This window comes from Bacteroidota bacterium (assembly GCA_041658205.1).
Classification (GTDB): Bacteria; Bacteroidota; Ignavibacteria; order UBA10030; family UBA8401; genus UBA8401.
This window is the reverse complement of the sequence record JBBAAO010000001.1, coordinates 1,228,200-1,247,062: the sequence shown is the minus strand read 5'-3', so window position 1 is coordinate 1,247,062 and position 18,863 is coordinate 1,228,200. Positions and strand designations below refer to the sequence as shown.

Annotated in this window: 13 protein-coding genes; all 13 read right to left on the bottom strand. The window is 39.5% G+C overall.

What is annotated here, in order from left to right:
* Positions 1–19: 19 nt before the first annotated feature.
* Positions 20–454 carry a hypothetical protein gene (locus WDA22_05085; GenBank protein MFA5832836.1) on the bottom strand — a complete coding sequence of 145 codons (435 nt, stop codon included), beginning with the start codon at positions 452–454 and terminating at the stop codon, positions 20–22.
* A 186-nt stretch (positions 455–640) separates the two neighbouring features.
* Positions 641–1,207 carry a hypothetical protein gene (locus WDA22_05080; GenBank protein MFA5832835.1) on the bottom strand — a complete coding sequence of 189 codons (567 nt, stop codon included), beginning with the start codon at positions 1,205–1,207 and terminating at the stop codon, positions 641–643.
* Between the two features lie 2 nt (positions 1,208–1,209).
* Complete coding sequence (locus WDA22_05075) at positions 1,210–1,830, bottom strand: hypothetical protein (GenBank protein MFA5832834.1); 621 nt, start codon at positions 1,828–1,830, stop codon at positions 1,210–1,212.
* Between the two features lie 54 nt (positions 1,831–1,884).
* Positions 1,885–3,681 (bottom strand): GspE/PulE family protein, encoded by a 1,797-nt coding sequence (locus WDA22_05070; protein MFA5832833.1) that lies wholly within the window; start codon positions 3,679–3,681, stop codon positions 1,885–1,887.
* 16 nt (positions 3,682–3,697) lie between these two features.
* Positions 3,698–5,017, bottom strand: a complete 1,320-nt coding sequence (locus WDA22_05065) for a type II secretion system F family protein (GenBank protein MFA5832832.1) — start codon at positions 5,015–5,017, stop codon at positions 3,698–3,700.
* A 137-nt stretch (positions 5,018–5,154) separates the two neighbouring features.
* Positions 5,155–5,478: a thioredoxin gene (trxA, locus tag WDA22_05060; GenBank protein ID MFA5832831.1), complete on the bottom strand. Its 324-nt coding sequence runs from the start codon at positions 5,476–5,478 to the stop codon at positions 5,155–5,157.
* A gap of 12 nt (positions 5,479–5,490) precedes the next feature.
* Entirely contained in the window at positions 5,491–8,982 is a 3,492-nt protein-coding gene (dnaE, locus tag WDA22_05055; GenBank protein MFA5832830.1) for a DNA polymerase III subunit alpha, read from the bottom strand.
* A gap of 71 nt (positions 8,983–9,053) precedes the next feature.
* Entirely contained in the window at positions 9,054–10,466 is a 1,413-nt protein-coding gene (locus tag WDA22_05050) for an aldehyde dehydrogenase family protein (protein MFA5832829.1), read from the bottom strand.
* A gap of 48 nt (positions 10,467–10,514) precedes the next feature.
* Positions 10,515–12,212, bottom strand: a complete 1,698-nt coding sequence (locus WDA22_05045; protein MFA5832828.1) for a proline--tRNA ligase — start codon at positions 12,210–12,212, stop codon at positions 10,515–10,517.
* Positions 12,213–12,403: 191 nt separating this feature from the next.
* Positions 12,404–13,165, bottom strand: a complete 762-nt coding sequence (locus WDA22_05040; GenBank protein ID MFA5832827.1) for a TMEM175 family protein — start codon at positions 13,163–13,165, stop codon at positions 12,404–12,406.
* A gap of 131 nt (positions 13,166–13,296) precedes the next feature.
* Positions 13,297–15,198, bottom strand: a complete 1,902-nt coding sequence (locus WDA22_05035; GenBank protein MFA5832826.1) for an Ig-like domain-containing protein — start codon at positions 15,196–15,198, stop codon at positions 13,297–13,299.
* Position 15,199: 1 nt separating this feature from the next.
* Positions 15,200–16,063, bottom strand: coding sequence for a hypothetical protein (locus WDA22_05030; GenBank protein MFA5832825.1), 864 nt, complete (start codon positions 16,061–16,063; stop codon positions 15,200–15,202).
* Between the two features lie 136 nt (positions 16,064–16,199).
* Complete coding sequence (locus tag WDA22_05025; GenBank protein ID MFA5832824.1) at positions 16,200–18,860, bottom strand: N-acetylmuramoyl-L-alanine amidase; 2,661 nt, start codon at positions 18,858–18,860, stop codon at positions 16,200–16,202.
* Between the last annotated feature and the right edge of the window lie 3 nt (positions 18,861–18,863).

The window sequence follows — 18,863 nt, the reverse complement described above, 5'->3', positions numbered from 1 at the left end:
TAATATTGCTGTAATTCTATTAGAATGAATCCTGATATTCTCTCTCTGTAAACGTTCGCAGCATTTTCCAGCGTCCGTTGTGGAATTGAAATACCGACGTTTGTGTCACTATCCGCGTAACCTTCACTTCGTTGTCCACTACCGTCGTGTGCGATGCTACCGATATCACTTGTGTCTGCGATGGCAGAAAACCTGAAGGGCGCGCCGCCGAATAACGAACCGTATCGTTACCACTGACAAACATCCGAGGCTCAAATGTATATCGGCTGGAATAATCTGCCATATACGTTTTTGCCAACGACAAACCTGTATTTGCCAATTGTTCAGACTGCGCCAATGTTGCTGTTTTCATTGCTGATTTATACATCATCTCATCAGCATTATTAAACGCAACAATGTAAAACCCGAATATCAGATACACTCCCGAAAGCATGATGATCTTTGATGAGCCCATTACTGCCCTCCTCTCAGATCGTGTGTTGCATTATGTTTATTCTGCTTCTTCATCTCCTTAGCAATATACGGAACCAACGTGAAGAAGCAAGGGTTTGTGCGTTAGATTACTTTAATAACAACATTAGATAATTCTAACGTAGTGATGCATTGCACACAAGAGACTATTTTATCTGAGTGTAACGGATTATTGATTCGATGGGAAAATATGCGCTTCCCATTTTGCTTGCTGATAGGATAATGTATCTGACGTACCTGAGTAAACACTGACCAGTTTATGGCTAGACTCTATTGTAATAGAAACTTTAACAGATTTAATTCCTGTTCTATTATTACCATAGGAAACGGTACCTCCGGTAATATTGTAATAGTAAAATCGCAATAAAATCACATCCCGCGCAATCTCAAACGCCGTGCCAGAATTGAGTGTTCTATAGAGAATGCGATGTGATCCGCTTGCACCGGAACCTAAATAATAACGAATAGTTTCAACACTTCCATTATTATCCAAATCCGCAAAGAAAATTGTTTCAATAGAATCTGCTTTATTAAATGTTTTTGATGTTGAATTATATCCGGCATGTGAAAGATCGTTAAAAACAGTTTCTCCGATACCGGACACTAATTCATTCAATGCCACTCGTTCAGTCTGACGAAATAAAGAATTATTCAGAGTAATCATGGTAGTGAGAATGATCAGCACAACCGCGGCACGAATAACAAAACTGCCAAGTATGTCCAGCAATACACCCATGTTTAGAACGAGATCACTTTACTAAAGGATAATGTATCTGTCAAGTAATGCCAATTCATGACGCTTACATCAATTTTTTTTAAATAGGTTTGTGATGAGGAATATACGACTGAGGAATCAACGTAATAGACATTTACCCATAATCTAAATCCGCTCAATGATCCTGATGTTGCAGCTCTAATATATCCATTGTAATCGTCCACATCGTCGTATCGATTATGGGAATTACTTACAGAACGGTATCTTGTCACCGATGCAGTAAGAGAATCAGGAAGTGGTACGTTGCTGCTCTCATAACCGGAAATATATGGTATGCCAAAAAAGGTACTCCAAATTGCGTCAGGTCCTAAATTACCCGCAGATGTAAAGTCCGTTGGGTCCGGAAGACCAGTATCACTCGTATCGATTATTTCATTTGGTCGTCCCGTTATAATGATGACATCATCAAATTTTTTCCCCTCAATCTCATCCAATAGTGCACCGGCTAATACTCCCGCTTGTTCAAATGCTTCTTTCTGGTAAAAGCCTGTATCCTTATCCACTACCATTGTATAAATGCCAATAACGGCCACTGTCAACAAAACCAGAAACCCAAGCGTCAACATTGTTTGACCGAGTCCCATAATTAAACTACTACACTATAATTGAATAAATTTCTACTAATGGTTTTTACACTATCAATCATCAGTCGTTATTGTGCCAACTTCATCGATTGAGGTAACCCCTGTTTTTAATAAATCAAGAGCACGGTGTCGTAATGTTGTCATGCCGCCATTGATTGCCGCTTGGCGCAAGGCCTCTTCATTAATCGATTGTCCGGCATCAAGAATTAACTGTCGAATATCTTTAGAAAAATACAATGCTTCATGAATCGCAATTCGGCCTTTGTATCCTTTCAGACAATCAATACAACCAGTCGGCCTGTATATCGGACTGGCATGTATATCTTCGTCATTCAACCCGAGTTTTCGCAATAAGGGATATTCGCTTTCCCGAATTTTTGCTTTACATCGAGGACACAATTTTCTCATCAGGCGCTGTGCAACAATAATATTGATACTGCTCGCAATCAGGAAAGGTTCGATACCCATTTTGTATAAACGGGAAAGCGCACTCGGAGCATCGTTCGTATGAAGAGTAGAAAAAGTCAAATGACCAGTATTCGCCAATTTAATTGCTATTTCTGCGGTCGATTTATCACGCATTTCACCCACCATCACGATATCCGGATCATGACGCAAAATGGCGCGAAGTGCACCTTCGAAATCCAACTTCGAATTAAGTTTTACCTGACGCGCTCCATCAATAAAATATTCAACAGGATCTTCCACAGTAATTATGTTCAATGAAGGATCCATCACAGTCCTGAGCGCAGCAACAAGCGTCGTGCTTTTTCCGCTACCTGTCGGTCCTGTAACGATGACAATACCATGCGGTTTCTTAATCGCGCGAATCATCCGTTCCTGACTGACCGGATCAAAACCCAATTCTTCAATCTTTTTTCCAACTTCCGGTTCTTTCAGAACACGAATAACGATAGATTCAAATTTGTTTTTAAGTTCTTTGCCAACAAGTGGAATGACAGACAATCGAAAGCGTATGGTTTTTTTATCAATAATCATTTGCGCAAAACCGTCCTGTGCTAAATTGCGCTCAAAACGGTCAAGATTTTTTGCACGATCTTTTACTACAGCGGAAACGGCTTCGGCACGTGTTTCTGTATTTGTATACCATCGTGAAAGACGACCGTCCACTCGAAAATAAAATTCGGTAATTTTTTCACCGCGCGGAACCACATGAATATCGCTCGCCCCAACGCGGACGGCATCCACAAAAATACTTTCGATCAATGATACAAGACCGCTGCGACTGATTTCTTCGTCAATTTCCTGTTCAAATTTTTCACCTTCTTCTTCTTCGTCCTGAACGAATCCCTCATCGCGTAATTCCGTTTCCCTGTCCTTGTAAATAGCTCGATCGATGCTCACCCTGTTCCAAATATCATCCCACTGAGACAACGGCACATAGCAAATTTCAAATTTTTTATTATTGAATTCCCTGGCAATGGTGTAAATTCCGGAGTTGGTAGGATCAGGAGTGATGATGAGTAATCGACCTTCTTTTTCCACATCAATTTTATAGGGAAGAACTTTATTTTCTACTGCTAATTCACGTAAATACAGCGGAAGCGTTTGCAATTCCTTCCGTATAAATGCTAACACTCCATCATCAGCGGAATCTTTAGATATATCCAGGGTTCGAAATGTGTAAAATTGAGAAGCTTCGGCAAAAAGTGCGTCACGATTAACTTTGAATTGGTCAACTAAAATATGCAGTAATTGATTACGGGACTTTGAACCCTCTTTGCTTAATACTTCTTCCGCTTTACGCAATGTCGGTTCATCAATAATATTTTTCTCCAACAGAACTGATGTTAGTGTTTTTTTAAGAGTAGTTCCCTGTTGAACAGACATAATCTTTCCTCATCAATCACATTGTAGGTTGAATATTTAACGACGCTGTTTCCGTCGACAGGAGCGTTAAAAACACTAATGCACCCATAATGATAACGGTGATAATAATTTCAATAAAATTCATAAGATTTTTCATGGAGAATTGATTCTCCATTTGATAATAGTCCGCTACTTGCAGTGCAGTATCCTTAATAGCGCCGGTTTCTGACGCAGTACCAAATCGGGAGATAAATACATCCGGAAAAAAATCCGCAGCGTTTAATGCTTTGCTCAATTCTGTGCCGTACTTTAACATATTGGGAACAGTCACCGTTTTGATACGATGGGATAAATAGGTATTTCCGCTAGCTTCGGCTGCAATCTGAATGGCTTCAACATTTTCATTTGACGAAGTATACATAATCCCCAACACTCGACAAAATATTTCCGTGCTTGTATTCCGTAAAATATTACCAACGTACGGAATTTTCACAATCATTCTGTCCCGCCATAGTTTTCCTACTTCAGTCAAGATAAATCCATAGAAGCTTCCAACGATTATTGTCAGTAGAGATAACATCCAACCATAATTTTCTTTTAGGTATGCACTTAACTTTAACGAAAATGCTGTCAAGGGAGGAGTGGTTTCCATTAACGGTGCTAACATTTCCATCATTTGCGGAACAAGATAGATGACATAAAAAACAATTCCCCCGACTACCGTTACGAATGTTATTGCCGGCATGATCAAAGCACTGACTAATCCTTTTTTAAATTCTGTTTGTCGTTCTACCAGTGTGGCAACACTTTTGAATATCGACGTCATCTCACCGCTTTTGGAGGCTATACCTAACATCAAAGCAACATGTTCACCAAATACTTTCCCCTGCTTCGTAAATGCATCGCGAGAATCAACTCCATTCTTCAAATCAAGAATAATATTTCGCAATGCTCCTTTCAGGTATTTATCCCTCGTGTTATTTGCCATGATTTGCAATACTTCGCTATACGGGAGTTTCTGTTCCAAAAGACGGGAACTGGTAACAACAAAACTCACTATTTCAGTGCTTGAAGCCTGCAGCTGAAATTCATAATGTCTGCGAACATACTTAATTTCAAAACCTAACCTGATAAGATTTCGTCTTACTTCATCCGTTGAGTAGGCGTTTTGAAATCCTTCAATTGTTTTACTTCCCTTTTTTACGCTATACCGAAATACTTTCTTCGACTTTTGAGGAGTCAGAACAACTTTTTGCTTGGCGTTGGGGTCCTTCTTAGAAAAGAATGGAAATTTCCCATTTCTTTGGGGTCTATTTCCTTGTCGCGTGGACTGTGTCGATGTAGTTTTAGAAGCCATGTACAAAAATACACATTTTTGAAACTATTCCATAATTTTTAGGAATGAGAATGCTTTAATTCCAACTAAAAGAAGATAAAAAAAATCCTGTCTTTAGACAGGATTTTTGAAAACATTTAATTTATTGCTGTTGAGATTTAGTTCATATGTGGGCTAATTTTATCGAGTAAGCTCTTTTTAGGCATTGCACCGACGATTTGATCGACTACTTTGCCGCCTTTAAAAACTAATAACGTAGGAATACTCCGAATTCCGAACTGCATAGATACTTGAGGATTAGCATCAACATCAAGCTTGCCAAACTTCATTTTACCATTATATTCAGTGGCAAGTTCTTCTATAATGGGAGCGATCATTTTGCACGGTCCGCACCATGTTGCCCAAAAATCCACAAGGACCGGTGTTTGTGAATCTAATACCTCATTCTTAAAATTACCATCAGTTACTTCTACTGGTTTCATGCGTTTCTCCTTTTATGAAAGTTTAATGGCGTGTGTACCAAGAATCTCTTGCACGCCTTCGATAAATTCTGATGTCGGATTGATATTGTATTTTCGCGACAAAAAGACCTGTTGTTTTTCGAATTCTTTTCCTACAACATTAAAGTAGCAGTTGCAGTTCCCACGGTTCTTTTCCATCAATTCACGGAGTTTCGTAAGCGTAATATCGGTAACTTCATCTGCATTGAGCAAGAAAAATATTTTTTTCGCATATTTTTCCCGAACTGCGTCCATCGGAAGTATCTCATCGACAATGATCTTAATAATATCACCGCTCACTTCTCCTTTTCCCTCGACCAAAATCATTTTTTCTTCTTCCAGTAATTCTACATTTTTTTTGTAAACGCTGGAGAATATCACACATTCTGCCTTACCTGTAAAATCTTCGATGGTAATAAACGCCATCGTATTTCCTTTTTTGTCGATCTTTTTCTTGATACTGGAAATAATACCGCCGGCTTTCACGATGCCATTCTTCATTCCTTCCACATCGCCAAGATGGACAGTAGCAAAGGCATTGATCTCTTTTTCATATTTCAATAACGGATGCCCGGAAACATAGAATCCGAGAACCTCTTTTTCCTTCGCTAATTTTTCCTGGTCTTTCCACATCGGTATATTGGGAAGCTGTGGCTCAAGATTTATTTTTACTGTTGTGTTGGGATCACCGCCGAAGAGACTATCTTGTCCACGCTCTTGCTGTATTTGCGCACCAGCAGCGGATTGCACCATCTGTTCAACGGACTTATACAATTGCGCGCGGTTTTTATTAATCCCGTCAAACGCTCCGGATAGAACGAGACCTTCGATTGTTTTTTTTGTGCAGATATGAAGATCTACTTTCATACAGAAATCATAGAGTGATGTAAATTTTCCTTTTTCTGTACGAGCTTTAACTATGGCATCAACTGCATTGGAACCGACATTCTTAATTGCAGCAAGGCCGAATCGAATGCCCCCTTTTGTTACGGTGAAATCTCTTTCGCTTTCATTCACATCCGGAGGCAATACTTCAATTCCTAATTTGCGACAATCATCAATAAACAATACGATCTTGTCGGTATTGCTAATTTCTGACGTGAGTGTAGCTGCCATATATTCTGCAGGATAATGCGCCTTCAAATATGCGGTTTGATATGCCACCACAGAATATGCGACGGAGTGAGACTTATTAAAACCATAGCTGGCAAATTTTTCGATTAAATCGAATATTTCACCGGCAAGTTTTGCAGACAGTTTGTTCGCTTTCTGAGCACCGTCGATAAATTCCGCTTTAAGATCTTCCATGATCTTTTTATCTTTTTTCCCCATCGCGCGGCGCATCAAATCTGCTTTCGCAAGAGTAAACCCACCAACATCGGAAGCAATGCGCATGACCTGTTCTTGGTAGACGATAACGCCATACGTCTCCCTTAACGTATCTTCCAATTTTGGGTGAAGATATTCAATCTTCGCTTGTCCATGTTTCCGTTTGATGAAGTCGCCAATGTTTTCCATGGGACCGGGGCGATACAACGCATTCATCGCTGTAAGATCACTGATGGAATTTGGTTTTAACTTGCGCAACCAGTCTTGCATTCCGGAACTTTCAAACTGAAATACAGCAACTGTCTGTCCTTTACCGAATAATTCAAACGTGGATTGGTCATCTTCCGGAAGCGTATCAATGTCAATCGTAATGCCATGTTTCTTTTTAATTTGTTCCAGAGCATTCTCTATTACGGTTAATGTCCGCAAACCGAGAAAGTCCATCTTCAACAAACCCGCATCTTCAAGATCTTTCATCGTGAATTGCGTCATCAATTCCGTTGAAGGGGTTTTATACATCGGAACAAGATTACTTAACGGCTCCGGTGAAATCACTACTCCGGCTGCGTGCATTCCTGCATTTCGGTTCATTCCTTCCAGCACTTTTGCCACTTCAAACATCTGCTGAATCTTTGGATCAGCATTTTCCTTAAATGGTTTCAAATCGGGAAGCGAATCAAGCGCTTCCTGAATCGGCATCACCTTACCAAGGATTGTCGGTATCTGTTTGGTGATTGCCTCAACTGTCTGCAATGGAATACCCAACACACGCGCTACATCCTTCAGCACGGCTTTAGAAGAAAGTGTACCAAAGGTGATAATCTGCGCAACATTCTCTTCACCGTATTTTTCACGAACATACTTGATAACGATATCGCGTTTCCAATCCGAGAAGTCAACGTCGATATCAGGCATTGAAATACGGTCCGGATTCAAAAAACGTTCAAAGAGCAGATCGTATTTTAACGGATCGACATTAGTAATTTTTGTTGCGAACGCAACAATACTTCCGGCGGCGCTACCACGGCCGGGACCAACCATTACTCCACGTTCCCGAGCCGCTTTAATGAAATCTGCTACGATCAAGAAATACCCCGCATAACCCATCCGTTTAATAACGGCAAGCTCATGATTCATTCTTGATTCAATGATAGGAGTAATCTCAGTATATCGTTTACGCAATCCTTCCCATGAGATCTTTTCAAGATATTCTTCGAGTGTAGAAACCCCCGCATCTTCTGGAATAGGAAATTTAGGCATTTTGTTTTTGCCCAATTCGAGATCCAAAATGCATTTATCTGCTATTTCAAACGTTGATGCGATTGCCTCTGGATATTCTTTGAAGAGTTCGCACATTTCTGCGGAACTCTTGAAGTAGATCTGATCTGTCCCATAACGTAGATTGGTAATATCAGGTGTATCTGTGGCACTTGCTTCGGGAATGAGAAGCATAATGTTGTGAGCGATAGCGTGTTCACGCTTAATATAATGGCTGTCATTGGTTGCAACAAGCTTTATGTCAAGCTCTTTAGCAAGTTTTGGCATATCCCGAAGGACGATCTTCTCTGCTGGAATGCCATGATCCTGAATCTCAAGATAAAAATCTTCGCCAAAGAGATTTTTATACATTGCCGCAATCTGTTTCGCTTCTTCATAGTCGCCGCTAATGAGAGGGTTTGCTACTACTCCACCCGCACATGCTGAAAGACAAACAAGTCCTTCATGATGCTTCGATAGTAAATCAAAATCGATTCTTGGTTTATAATAATAGCCTTCGGTGTGCCCGAGCGTGACCAGTTTTATCAGATTTTTATAACCTGCAAAATCTTTGCACAAAAGAATCAAATGGTGGTAATCACGTTTCTTTTTTGCTTTTCCATCCGAAACGAGAAGATCGTTTCCTTCATCACGATCTTTCGATTTTGTGAAGCGGCTTCCTTTCGACAGGATATACACTTCACATCCAATAATTGGTTTGATGTTTTTCTTTTTTGCTTTTTTGAAAAACTCGATCGCTCCAAACATCACTCCATGATCGGTTAATGCGACCGCGGGCATGTTATTATCAACAGCGGCTTTAATAAGTGTTTCAACCGTTGCGGCACCGTCGAGGAGCGAATAATGTGTATGATTGTGTAAGTGTATGAATTGAGACATTTTATATTTTCAAGATTTTCAAAATTGTAAACAACGATACTTATAGATTGGTATACAAAAAAAAGAGTGTGTTAAATCACTAGCAATTTTTTTTCCATCATTTCTTCCATCGCGTATCGAACGCCTTCTCTGCCAAAACCAGAATCTTTGATTCCGCCGTAGGGCATATTATCAACACGAAATGTGGGGAAATCATTTACGATAAGTCCGCCAACGCTAAGATGTTTGTAGATATGCTGAATTGTAGCAAAATTGTTGGAGAACAAGCCGGCTTGCAGGCCGTATTTCGATTCATTCACTATTGAAATTGCCTCATTAACGTGTGAGTACTTCTCCAACGTGACAATCGGTCCAAATATTTCTTCAGAACATATTTTCATTGAAGAGTGAACATTCGTCATCACCGTCGGAGAATAGAACTTTCCATTCCTTGTTCCTCCTATCAAAATCGTTGCACCCTCCTTTTCGGCTTCATTCACCCATGATTCCACTCTTTGTGCTTCCATTTCTGAGATCATAGGACCAAGAATGTTTGATTCATCGGAGGGGTCTCCCATTTTTACTTTTTTTGCTTCTTCAACAATTTGATGTTGAAATTGTTCAAAGACGGATTCATGCACAAGTATACGTTGAACTTTAATGCATACTTGTCCAGCGTAGCCAAATGCTCCTATAACACACCGCTTAACCGCGTGTGCTATGTCAGCACTTGAATCGATTATTGCGGATGCATTCCCCCCGAGTTCGAGTACAACTTTTTTCTTCCCAGCTTTCGATTTCAGCATCCACCCTACTTTTGCACTGCCGGTAAAACTTACCATGGCAATTCGTTCATCCCGGACAAGCATTTCGGCCAAATCATTAGATGTTGGAAGAATATTGATAGTGCTTTTTTCTAAACCTGAGTTCATCAGGACTTCTCCTAAAAGCAACGAAGTCAACGGTGATTGCGGCGCTGGTTTCAAAATAAATGAATTCCCAGTTGCAATCGCCGGAGCAATTTTATGCGCAACCAAATTCAACGGAAAATTGAATGGTGAGATACAAAGAATTATTCCTATCGGGAACGAATTAACAATGCCCTGTTTCCCTTTTGTTCCTTTGGAAATATCAAGTGGTATTGTTTCACCATAGATTCTTTTCGTCTCCTCGGCGGCAATTTCAAATGTTATAATCGCACGATCGACTTCCGCTCGCGAGAATACAATTGGTTTTCCCGCTTCGGCTGTAATACACCGAGCGAAGTCTTCCTTTTTGGATTTTAGTTGAGAAACGATAGAATGCAGTATTTCCGAACGTTCAAAACCGGAATATTGCGATGTTATGGTGAATGCTTTTTGTGCAGAGAGAATTGATTCTTCTATATTTTCTTTTCCCGCAAGGTGAAGTTGTGCGAGATCAGAATTTGTGTATGGATCCAAGACGGTTGTGGTAGCATCACCCGTTCTCCATTCTCCGCCAATAATGAATTTCTGTTCTTTCATAAACACCAATAGCAGAAAGATGTAAACACTTGCCTACCGTTATTATCGTCACTCTTTGACAAATTTGACCACTTCATTCACAATCGCATCAACGGAGACATTCCATCGTTTATTGGAATTTCTGTCTTTTAATTCAATCTCGTTGTTCTTCAGATTTTTTTCACCGACAATCACATGAAGCGGCATACCAAGAAGATCTGCATCCTTAAATTTAAATCCGGCACTTGCGTCGGTTCGATCATCATACAACACCGAAATTCCTTTAGCGTTCAGTTCTGTATACAGCTCTTCCGATTTCTTTTTCACTGAATCGGAATTCATGTTCACACAGATCAAATGGACATCGTACGGCGCAATTGATTTCTGCCATTGTATGCCGAACTCATCATGATGCTGCTCAATATGACATGCTACAATTCGCTCTACACCAATACCATAACTTCCCATAATCAGCGGATTTTCCTTCCCCTGTTCATCAAGGAAATTTGCTTTCATGGATAGAGAGTATTTTGTTCCTAATTTAAAGATATGTCCAACTTCAATTCCTTTGACAATACGAAGTTTCCCTTTCCCATCCAGTGTTAATTCTCCTTCTTCTACCATTCTAAAATCATGGTACGCTTGAATTTTTGTGTCGCGCTGAAGATCAAGATTCATTAGGTGATAATCATTCTTATTTGCTCCGCATACTAAACCGTTGGCATTCTCTAATCGTTTATCGGCAACGATTGTGAATTTGTTCTCCAATCCGACAGGACCAATAGAACCTGCGTCTGCTCCGGTTAATTGCATCAATTCTTCAGATTGTGCAGGACGAACATCTTGACCAAACATAGATTGTAATTTCGTCTCGTTCAGCTGATCATTTCCAAGCATCAATACAAGGATTGGCTGTTTATCATTAATAAAAATCAACGATTTAGCACATCGATTGGTCGGAAGTTTAAGAAATGCTGCAACTTCATCGATCGATTTACAATTAGGCGTGTGAACCTCTTTCAATGGTTCAGAAATAGTAAATTTTTCTGCTTGAGGAACCAATGACGAAGCAATCTCTACATTAGCGGCGTATCCTGTTTCTGTACACACAGCCAGGTTGTCTTCCCCTGCATTTGATTCCACCATAAATTCTTGTGAACCGCTTCCTCCCATCGCTCCACTTGATGCACCGACTATATGAAAACTCAAACCGCAGCGTGTATAGATCTTCTTATATGCTTCAGCGTGAAGATCATAACTCTTATCTAATCCCTGCCATGTGGAATCCATGCTGTATGAATCTTTCATAGTGAACTGGCGTCCGCGAAGAACGCCTGATTTTGGGCGTGGTTCATTTCTAAACTTCGTTTGGATCTGATACCAAATCTGCGGCATTTCTTTGTAAGACTTCACATGATTTTTAGCGATAGACGTGATCACTTCTTCGTGTGTGGGAGCAAGAACCATCGCTCGATTCTTTATGTGAAACATAATATCGCCAAACGCTTTCACACGGTCGGTTTCTTCCCACAATTCGATTGGATTGAGCGCCGGAAGATGAAACTCCTGTCCTCCGATAGCATCCATCTCCTCTCGTATAATTTGCATCACTTTTTTCATTACCATATAACCGATTGGTAAGAAGGAAAAGACTCCGGCTGCTAACTGCCGCATTAAACCAGCTCTGATCATTAATTGATGACTTGGAATTACTGCATCGGAAGGGACTTCTTTTACGGTCGGGAAAAATCCACGTGATAAACGCATTATAATACTTTAGTTAGTTATTGATGAAAAAAAAATATTCCCGGTACACTCAAGTGAGAATAGAATAATTATTCGTGTTCTCGCGCAGACTCGAACTGCGATTAGAAGTTTAGGAAACTCCGGTTCTATCCACTTGAACTACGAGAACGGTAACTGAAAATACGAAAATTCAGGTTGAATAAAAAACGTGGTTAGTCCGATGCAGTAGAATTTTTTAATACGTTATAGACTTTTTTGCCATTTCGAAAACCCAATACTCCCTGCACCGGACCAATGATGCAATACACTAAACCAGAAATACCTGCGTATTGAATCCCGCCAAAGAACACAATAATAATTGAAATACATCCGATGATACAATTGGCAGAATGAGCCGTAATACTCCCCTTAGTAATAATGATCTCTGTTTCGTTTAATCCTAAATCTTCTCTCTTTGTGTATGCATGCAGATACATCAATGTGAAAATTGCATAAATAACAAGAAATCCCAAACCATATACCAGCATTAAGGTCACCATTTGATCGTTTTGAATGATCGGCACAACGGTTCCATTCGGCTGGGTTACGGCTAAATCGGCTCGGCTAAACAATTTTGCCAAAAAAGTGATGAGAAATTTTAAAGGATACACAAAAAAAAGGATGACAAACAACAATATTGCATTCAGCCAGAGCACTGTTTGCCCTTCTAAACCATAACGACGGAAGTATTTATAATGTTCATACCAAAATAAAAACAGCAGTGCAAATGCAAAAGCAAATCCAACAAATCCACGTAAAATATTTTCTAAATCCGAAAAAGTTCTTGGCACCTCTAGAGAAACTACAAGTAATGTCAACGCAAAACCAAATACATTATCGCTAAATCCTTCGATCCTTGAGATTTCTCCATCACCGCGCCAGCGAAAACCGCGTTCTTTAGCTAATGGTGTTTTTAGAAATTGTTCTCTAATCATTTCTCTTCTCACTTTTTAATGGTGAAATTCTTCATTCCCAGTCATCACAGATACAATCATCCAAACAGCAACAACTCTTATTGCGGTGAACTTTAACACTCTTCGCCATTAAGAAAACGGAGCTGTCATAATTACTTTATCAACATCATACGTTTAACGGAAGTATTCTTTGGAGTAACAAGTTTAAAGAAATACATACCGCTTGCGTATGAAGAAGCGTTCCATACTGTAGAATATTTTCCCGGATTTAGTTTATCATCCAACAAAGTTTCTACATGTCTGCCAAGCATATCATAAATTGTGACAATGGCATGGCTTTGTTCTGGAATCGAAAACTGTATCGTCGTGACGGGATTGAACGGATTGGGATAATTTTGTTCCAACCAAAATTTCAGCGATTTCATAGCGAGATTATCAACAGAGGTTGGCTGGCGTTGTGTGCGAAATTGAAAGACATAAGGATCTCCGGCTATTGTGTCCTTATTTCCATCAAGCATAAAATTAAATATTGATTTTGCGGTGCTGCCGATTGTTACTGTGTATTGAGTTTGATATTCCAATGGTGTCGGGGAAGCTTTCCATAATAATGTAGTATTGGACGTTGTCCAGGTAAACGTACCAGTAGTCTGCGGCGATATGCTGAATGCTGCTCTCACACTCGCAGTATCCATTGTCTCCGAAAAGCGGACGCCAACGACCTGCGTAATATTGAAATTTGTGTCATTCAATACAGGCTGTGTAAATTGAACATACGGCGGCATCGTCACAGTTTGGAATGATACAGATAATGGTTTTGTAGTTATGTTTGAAGTAACTGTTTTATTATCAACAAAAACGGTTGGCTGAAGTGTATTTCCGAGGCCGGTAAGCGAAAATGTATAGTTCGTCTTAAACCCAAGCAGCTTCTTTGGCGTAAAAGTCATCATTGTATTTTCGGGATTCCATGAAATATCCCCCTCCACTGCCGGATTACTTGAAAAAACCGAACGAACGAATGCCGTATCCATTTGTTTCACAAAGGTAAATGTTATCACCGAATTTCGTTCCACTGCAACAGCATTATTTAATGGATTAGTCGTTGCAATTCTTCCAGTTGCAGTTAAAGCAATACTCACAGTATCGAGTGCGTATCCTGGTGTTTCATAGACTATTTTGTAGTTTCCTGGAGACAAAGAGTCAAACATGTAAAATCCATTATTAAAATTATCGCCTTGATATATTTTATTTAATGGAAGTAGTCGCACAGTGATATTATTAATTGGTATTGTTCCATTTTTTTGAGTGCCGAGAATTATTCCAAGAGTATCATAAGGGATATTATAATATTCTACAAATGCATTGTAAATTCCATACGCCTCACCTTTGCGATAGTAATTGTTCAACAAGCGGCGCGTTTCAGGAAAATAATCATGGAAAGATCCTTCCGAAAGTTCACCCGGCATCGTTAAACCGTTTAACACGCCGAGATTAAATCCACCGCTTGTACCTCCATAGAATGTATAATCCATGTACACACCTGGTTTGCCGGAGATATTTCCGGAAGACGAATTGGTTCTATTCTTAGCTCTAATGTTCGTATATATTAATGAAGACATATCAACAGCGGCTGGAAAGACTGGCTGCCTTGTCGATTGATTTTCCTTTAATAATACCATTGTATAATTCGTGGAAGTATTATTCCCACCGGTGGCATTGCTGTGAATAGAATGAAACCAGTGAACATTATTTGTATTTGCATATTGCCAGCGTTGGGTTAGTGTCGGATCGACATCTGTCGGATAATTATTTGTTTCACGAGTCAGGAAGACTGTCGCTCCTCTGGCTTGAAGCAATGGTCGTAATAGTAATGCTTTCTGAAAATTACTTTCTGATTCCCAAAAAACATTTCCAGGATCTGGTTCAACTCTCCGGTCGTTTGCAGCATTATTGCCTCCATGCCCAGGATCTATGCATATCTTCAATCCATTAAGATTTTGGAGCTGAGAAAATGAGCTAGTAAAACATAGAACTATGAGGGCGAGAATTTTTTTCATGTTATTGTCCCTCCTCATATTTTAGCAGGTAGAGATCGCCTTCAGCTGTCGTTGCCAGAATGACATTTTCAATCGGAGATGTTGCCGGAAACATTTCTTTTCTCGTTGAAGATTCGGTCAATTGAATGTGCACAAGGCCGTCAGTTGAGATAGCGATGATTTCAGATGCATAAATGGAATGCCCGTCATCTTTATCATCCATTCCAATAATCCACTTCCCATCTCGAGTCCATTGCGGCGAGTTACATTTGCCAAGACGTACAATATTTTTTCCATCAAGATCGGAAATGAATGCTCCCTGATCCATTTCTACTGCTACGAGTCTTGTTTTATCTGGAGAAAGTACCGGCCAGATATATTGACCATTTGGTAAGGGATCAATGATTGTTTTTAAGCCATTCTTGAAAAGTACGATCTTAGTATTTTCAATTCCTAGAATTTTTGTCGTTGAATTATCTACTATGATACCTGACTCTCTTGAAATCATTTCCGATGTTTTGGCTTTGTTTTCTTTCAAAAATACCAGCGTTGAGACAGAATTTCCTCGTTCAATCACACTGTGACGCAATGATTTGATATCCATTTCAACCGCTTCTTGTACACGGGTAAGATGATCTCCTTCATTTGTAGTTCTACGATATGCAATTGTCAATCCGTCATCTGAAACAGCAAAATTAAATCCTGATCCTTTATCCCTCGTAATCTCTTTTAATAATTTTGTTGAAAAAGAATACTGCCATATTCCATCGTATTGTTGATTGGTTAAATAGATTTCTTTGCCGGAAGGGGCAAATTGAACATGCATCCATTGTTCAGATCCCGAAATCGATATCTTTTCTATAGAAATAATTTTTATTTGTGCCATAAGAAATGAAACACTACCAATTAGAAACAATAAAATCTTACTCATAATTACCTCAACAATATATTGTCGCAATATAAAAAGACCCCGGACAGTGTTCAACGTACCGGGGTCATAACAATGCTGAAAATGTTTTGAGTTATTTCAGCAAAATCATTTTCCGTGTTTGAACAAAACTTCCTGCCTGTAATGTGTAATAATAAATACCACTTGGCAGTTTGGATGCTTCAAAAGACACTTGATGATTACCGTAAGGTGTTACTGCATCAAGTAGAGTTACAATTACCCTTCCGAGCAGATCATATACTTTCAAAGAAACATATCCGGATTGGCCTATGGAAAATGTAATATTTGTATTAGGATTGAACGGATTTGGATAATTTTGATCAAGGGCGTATGTGCCGGGTGTTCCTCGATCATTTCTATTGATTCCACTGATCGTCGCGTCAATCTGCATTTCATCAAAATACATCTTGCTTTCAGTAACAAATCCGGAGTTTTGTTTTACGATGATTGATGTTAATATTTTATTTTGACCAGTTAAGGATGATAATGGGAATTGTACAAACTTCCATCCTTTCCAATACACATTACCGATGTTCAAGATCTGATCATTTGGAGAGAAATGTAATTCTACTGAGTTTTTGTTGGCGTCACCTGCAATCCATAAACCGACTGTAGAATAAAAATCGAGCGGAGGAAATCCTCCCGCTTTCAATTCAATCTCTCCGCTGTCCTGAGATGTAAATTGATAGGATAGTTTTATCGCTCCGGGCCCTGCTTTAATTTTTTCTGCGACAAATGAAATAGTTGTTTTTGCCGTATCAATATTTTTCGATCGTGCAGACTGGGATGGTTGCTCCCATCCTTTTGTGTTTCCATCCATATTATCGATGACAATACCAGGGGTGAATATTTCAGGCGATGTTTTAAATTGAATAAGAACATCCGTTGATGAAATATTCCCATAAAAATCTTTCATTCCCTTAAACAACTTCAGAGTATATGTTGTATTTGGTTTAAGATTCGACGGAGTAAATGAAACAATCCCTTTATCGAGAATAGTCTCATTTTTTGCATTTGCTAATGAGATATTTACATTGTTTTCATCCACTAATTTTACCGTAGTCGAAAGTGATGTTGTCTGTACCGGTTCGTCTAAATTAATCATAACGTCTGTTGATGTAGAAACAGCATTTTCATTTTTGACCGGATACGTGGTAACAACAGCAGGACCAACAGTATCCGTCGGAACCGTTGTAAAAGAAGTCGTAAAGGGTGCCGTTCCAAGATTTCTTGATTTGGCAATATTCTTTGCACTCGTATCAATTTTGATTGTGAAATTTGTATTCCATGGCAGCAAAGCCGTTGGATCGTACGTCAATTGCGTATTATCAGCGTTCCATATAAATGTTCCTGAAACAATTGGCGTAATGGAAAATGCAGCGTTTGTTGATGTAACATCCATTTGTGTATTAAACTCTATAATAATTTCCTTATACGCAGGAAAAGCATTAATGTTAGATTGAGGAAGAGCACTTGTAATCACCGGACGAACAGTATCGGCTGTTGTGACAAGATTCATAAAACTACTCCATGTCCAATATTGTCCGGGATCAGTGTGAGTATTACAAGTAGGATCAAATCCCTGACCTGTAGAATTTACCCAGTTTCGCCACGTTGTATTTTGATGCTCACTATGTGCGATAACGTGATTTCGGTCTTTGGGAATATTATACTTATCGCAAAGATATTTGACAAGCTTGGCGGAGGAGTTATAACATTCTGCCGTGTACCATCCGCTGACGGAAGCATATCCTTCGTGTTCAATACCAATCATGTAGGAATTCCAACATCCTACGTGCCATGCGCGATATTTTTCTTCAACCATCTGCGTCACTTCTCCAACCGGTGCATCGGGTGTACTATTGGGTCCTTTTGTAGATGCATTGACACCATTAGGATGAGAATTCAACACATAATGAGCGCTCACTTGAGCAGTCGTATTTTTAAACCATGAAATGCATCCCAAATAAGAACCTTCAACATCGTGCACGACAACAAATTTTTGCTGAATCAATTGCGTCCCAAAATTCCCGGAATACGCAACGTTCCATTTTGCCAAAGGATAATCCGGTGTATTCATTGCATTATCAGATTGAATTCTTTTTGATTCTGTTGATGATTCCAATTCAGCAATGCGGACAATATTTTGGATCGATTCGAGATTAATTTCTCTTTTTCGTATTGCTATCCTATCTTGTTGATAGCCCGATGATAAAACAGAATAAACTTCCAGTCCTCTTTTTGCGGCAAGTTCTGTTTGAGGAAATCCGCTGAACTTTGCAACAGCATTCTGCCAGCTTTCAATCGATCCCTCCTCCACTCCAACTGGTGCGGGAAGTTCGGAATAATATTTTTTCAATAATGCCGCTGCTCCCCGAATATTTTGCAGCGGACTTTCTTTAAGTTCCTCGGGAGTTTTACCGATTAATTGAGCTGCCTCTCGTAAAGTGTATCCGAAATAATCATTATCCCATAAACCCATCACACCATACACACGCGGCATTCCGGTGCAATTAGAGAACTTATCTTCACCACTCCATTTCATGTGGGTCCAGCGCGTCTCCGCAAATGATATTCCTCTCAGAATGTCAGCCGGGACTCCAAATTCACCACCTGCCTGGTCAAAGAATTTATCATATAGTTCCCTCTCTTCTTCATGAGGTACAATTTGCAAATTATTCTGTGCCAATAAAGGCAACATTATAAGTGTGCACAAAAGTATAATTACTTTCATTCG

What these genes read in the sequence shown, in the direction of transcription:
- WDA22_05085 (MFA5832836.1), bottom strand. Translation starts at nt 454, where the DNA reads ATGGGCTCATCAAAGATCATCATGCTTTCGGGAGTGTATCTGATATTC.
- WDA22_05080 (MFA5832835.1), bottom strand. Translation starts at nt 1,207, where the DNA reads ATGGGTGTATTGCTGGACATACTTGGCAGTTTTGTTATTCGTGCCGCG.
- WDA22_05075 (MFA5832834.1), bottom strand. Translation starts at nt 1,830, where the DNA reads ATGGGACTCGGTCAAACAATGTTGACGCTTGGGTTTCTGGTTTTGTTG.
- WDA22_05070 (MFA5832833.1), bottom strand. Translation starts at nt 3,681, where the DNA reads ATGTCTGTTCAACAGGGAACTACTCTTAAAAAAACACTAACATCAGTT.
- WDA22_05065 (MFA5832832.1), bottom strand. Translation starts at nt 5,017, where the DNA reads ATGGCTTCTAAAACTACATCGACACAGTCCACGCGACAAGGAAATAGA.
- trxA (MFA5832831.1), bottom strand. Translation starts at nt 5,478, where the DNA reads ATGAAACCAGTAGAAGTAACTGATGGTAATTTTAAGAATGAGGTATTA.
- dnaE (MFA5832830.1), bottom strand. Translation starts at nt 8,982, where the DNA reads ATGTCTCAATTCATACACTTACACAATCATACACATTATTCGCTCCTC.
- WDA22_05050 (MFA5832829.1), bottom strand. Translation starts at nt 10,466, where the DNA reads ATGAAAGAACAGAAATTCATTATTGGCGGAGAATGGAGAACGGGTGAT.
- WDA22_05045 (MFA5832828.1), bottom strand. Translation starts at nt 12,212, where the DNA reads ATGCGTTTATCACGTGGATTTTTCCCGACCGTAAAAGAAGTCCCTTCC.
- WDA22_05040 (MFA5832827.1), bottom strand. Translation starts at nt 13,165, where the DNA reads ATGATTAGAGAACAATTTCTAAAAACACCATTAGCTAAAGAACGCGGT.
- WDA22_05035 (MFA5832826.1), bottom strand. Translation starts at nt 15,198, where the DNA reads ATGAAAAAAATTCTCGCCCTCATAGTTCTATGTTTTACTAGCTCATTT.
- WDA22_05030 (MFA5832825.1), bottom strand. Translation starts at nt 16,063, where the DNA reads ATGGCACAAATAAAAATTATTTCTATAGAAAAGATATCGATTTCGGGA.
- WDA22_05025 (MFA5832824.1), bottom strand. Translation starts at nt 18,860, where the DNA reads ATGAAAGTAATTATACTTTTGTGCACACTTATAATGTTGCCTTTATTG.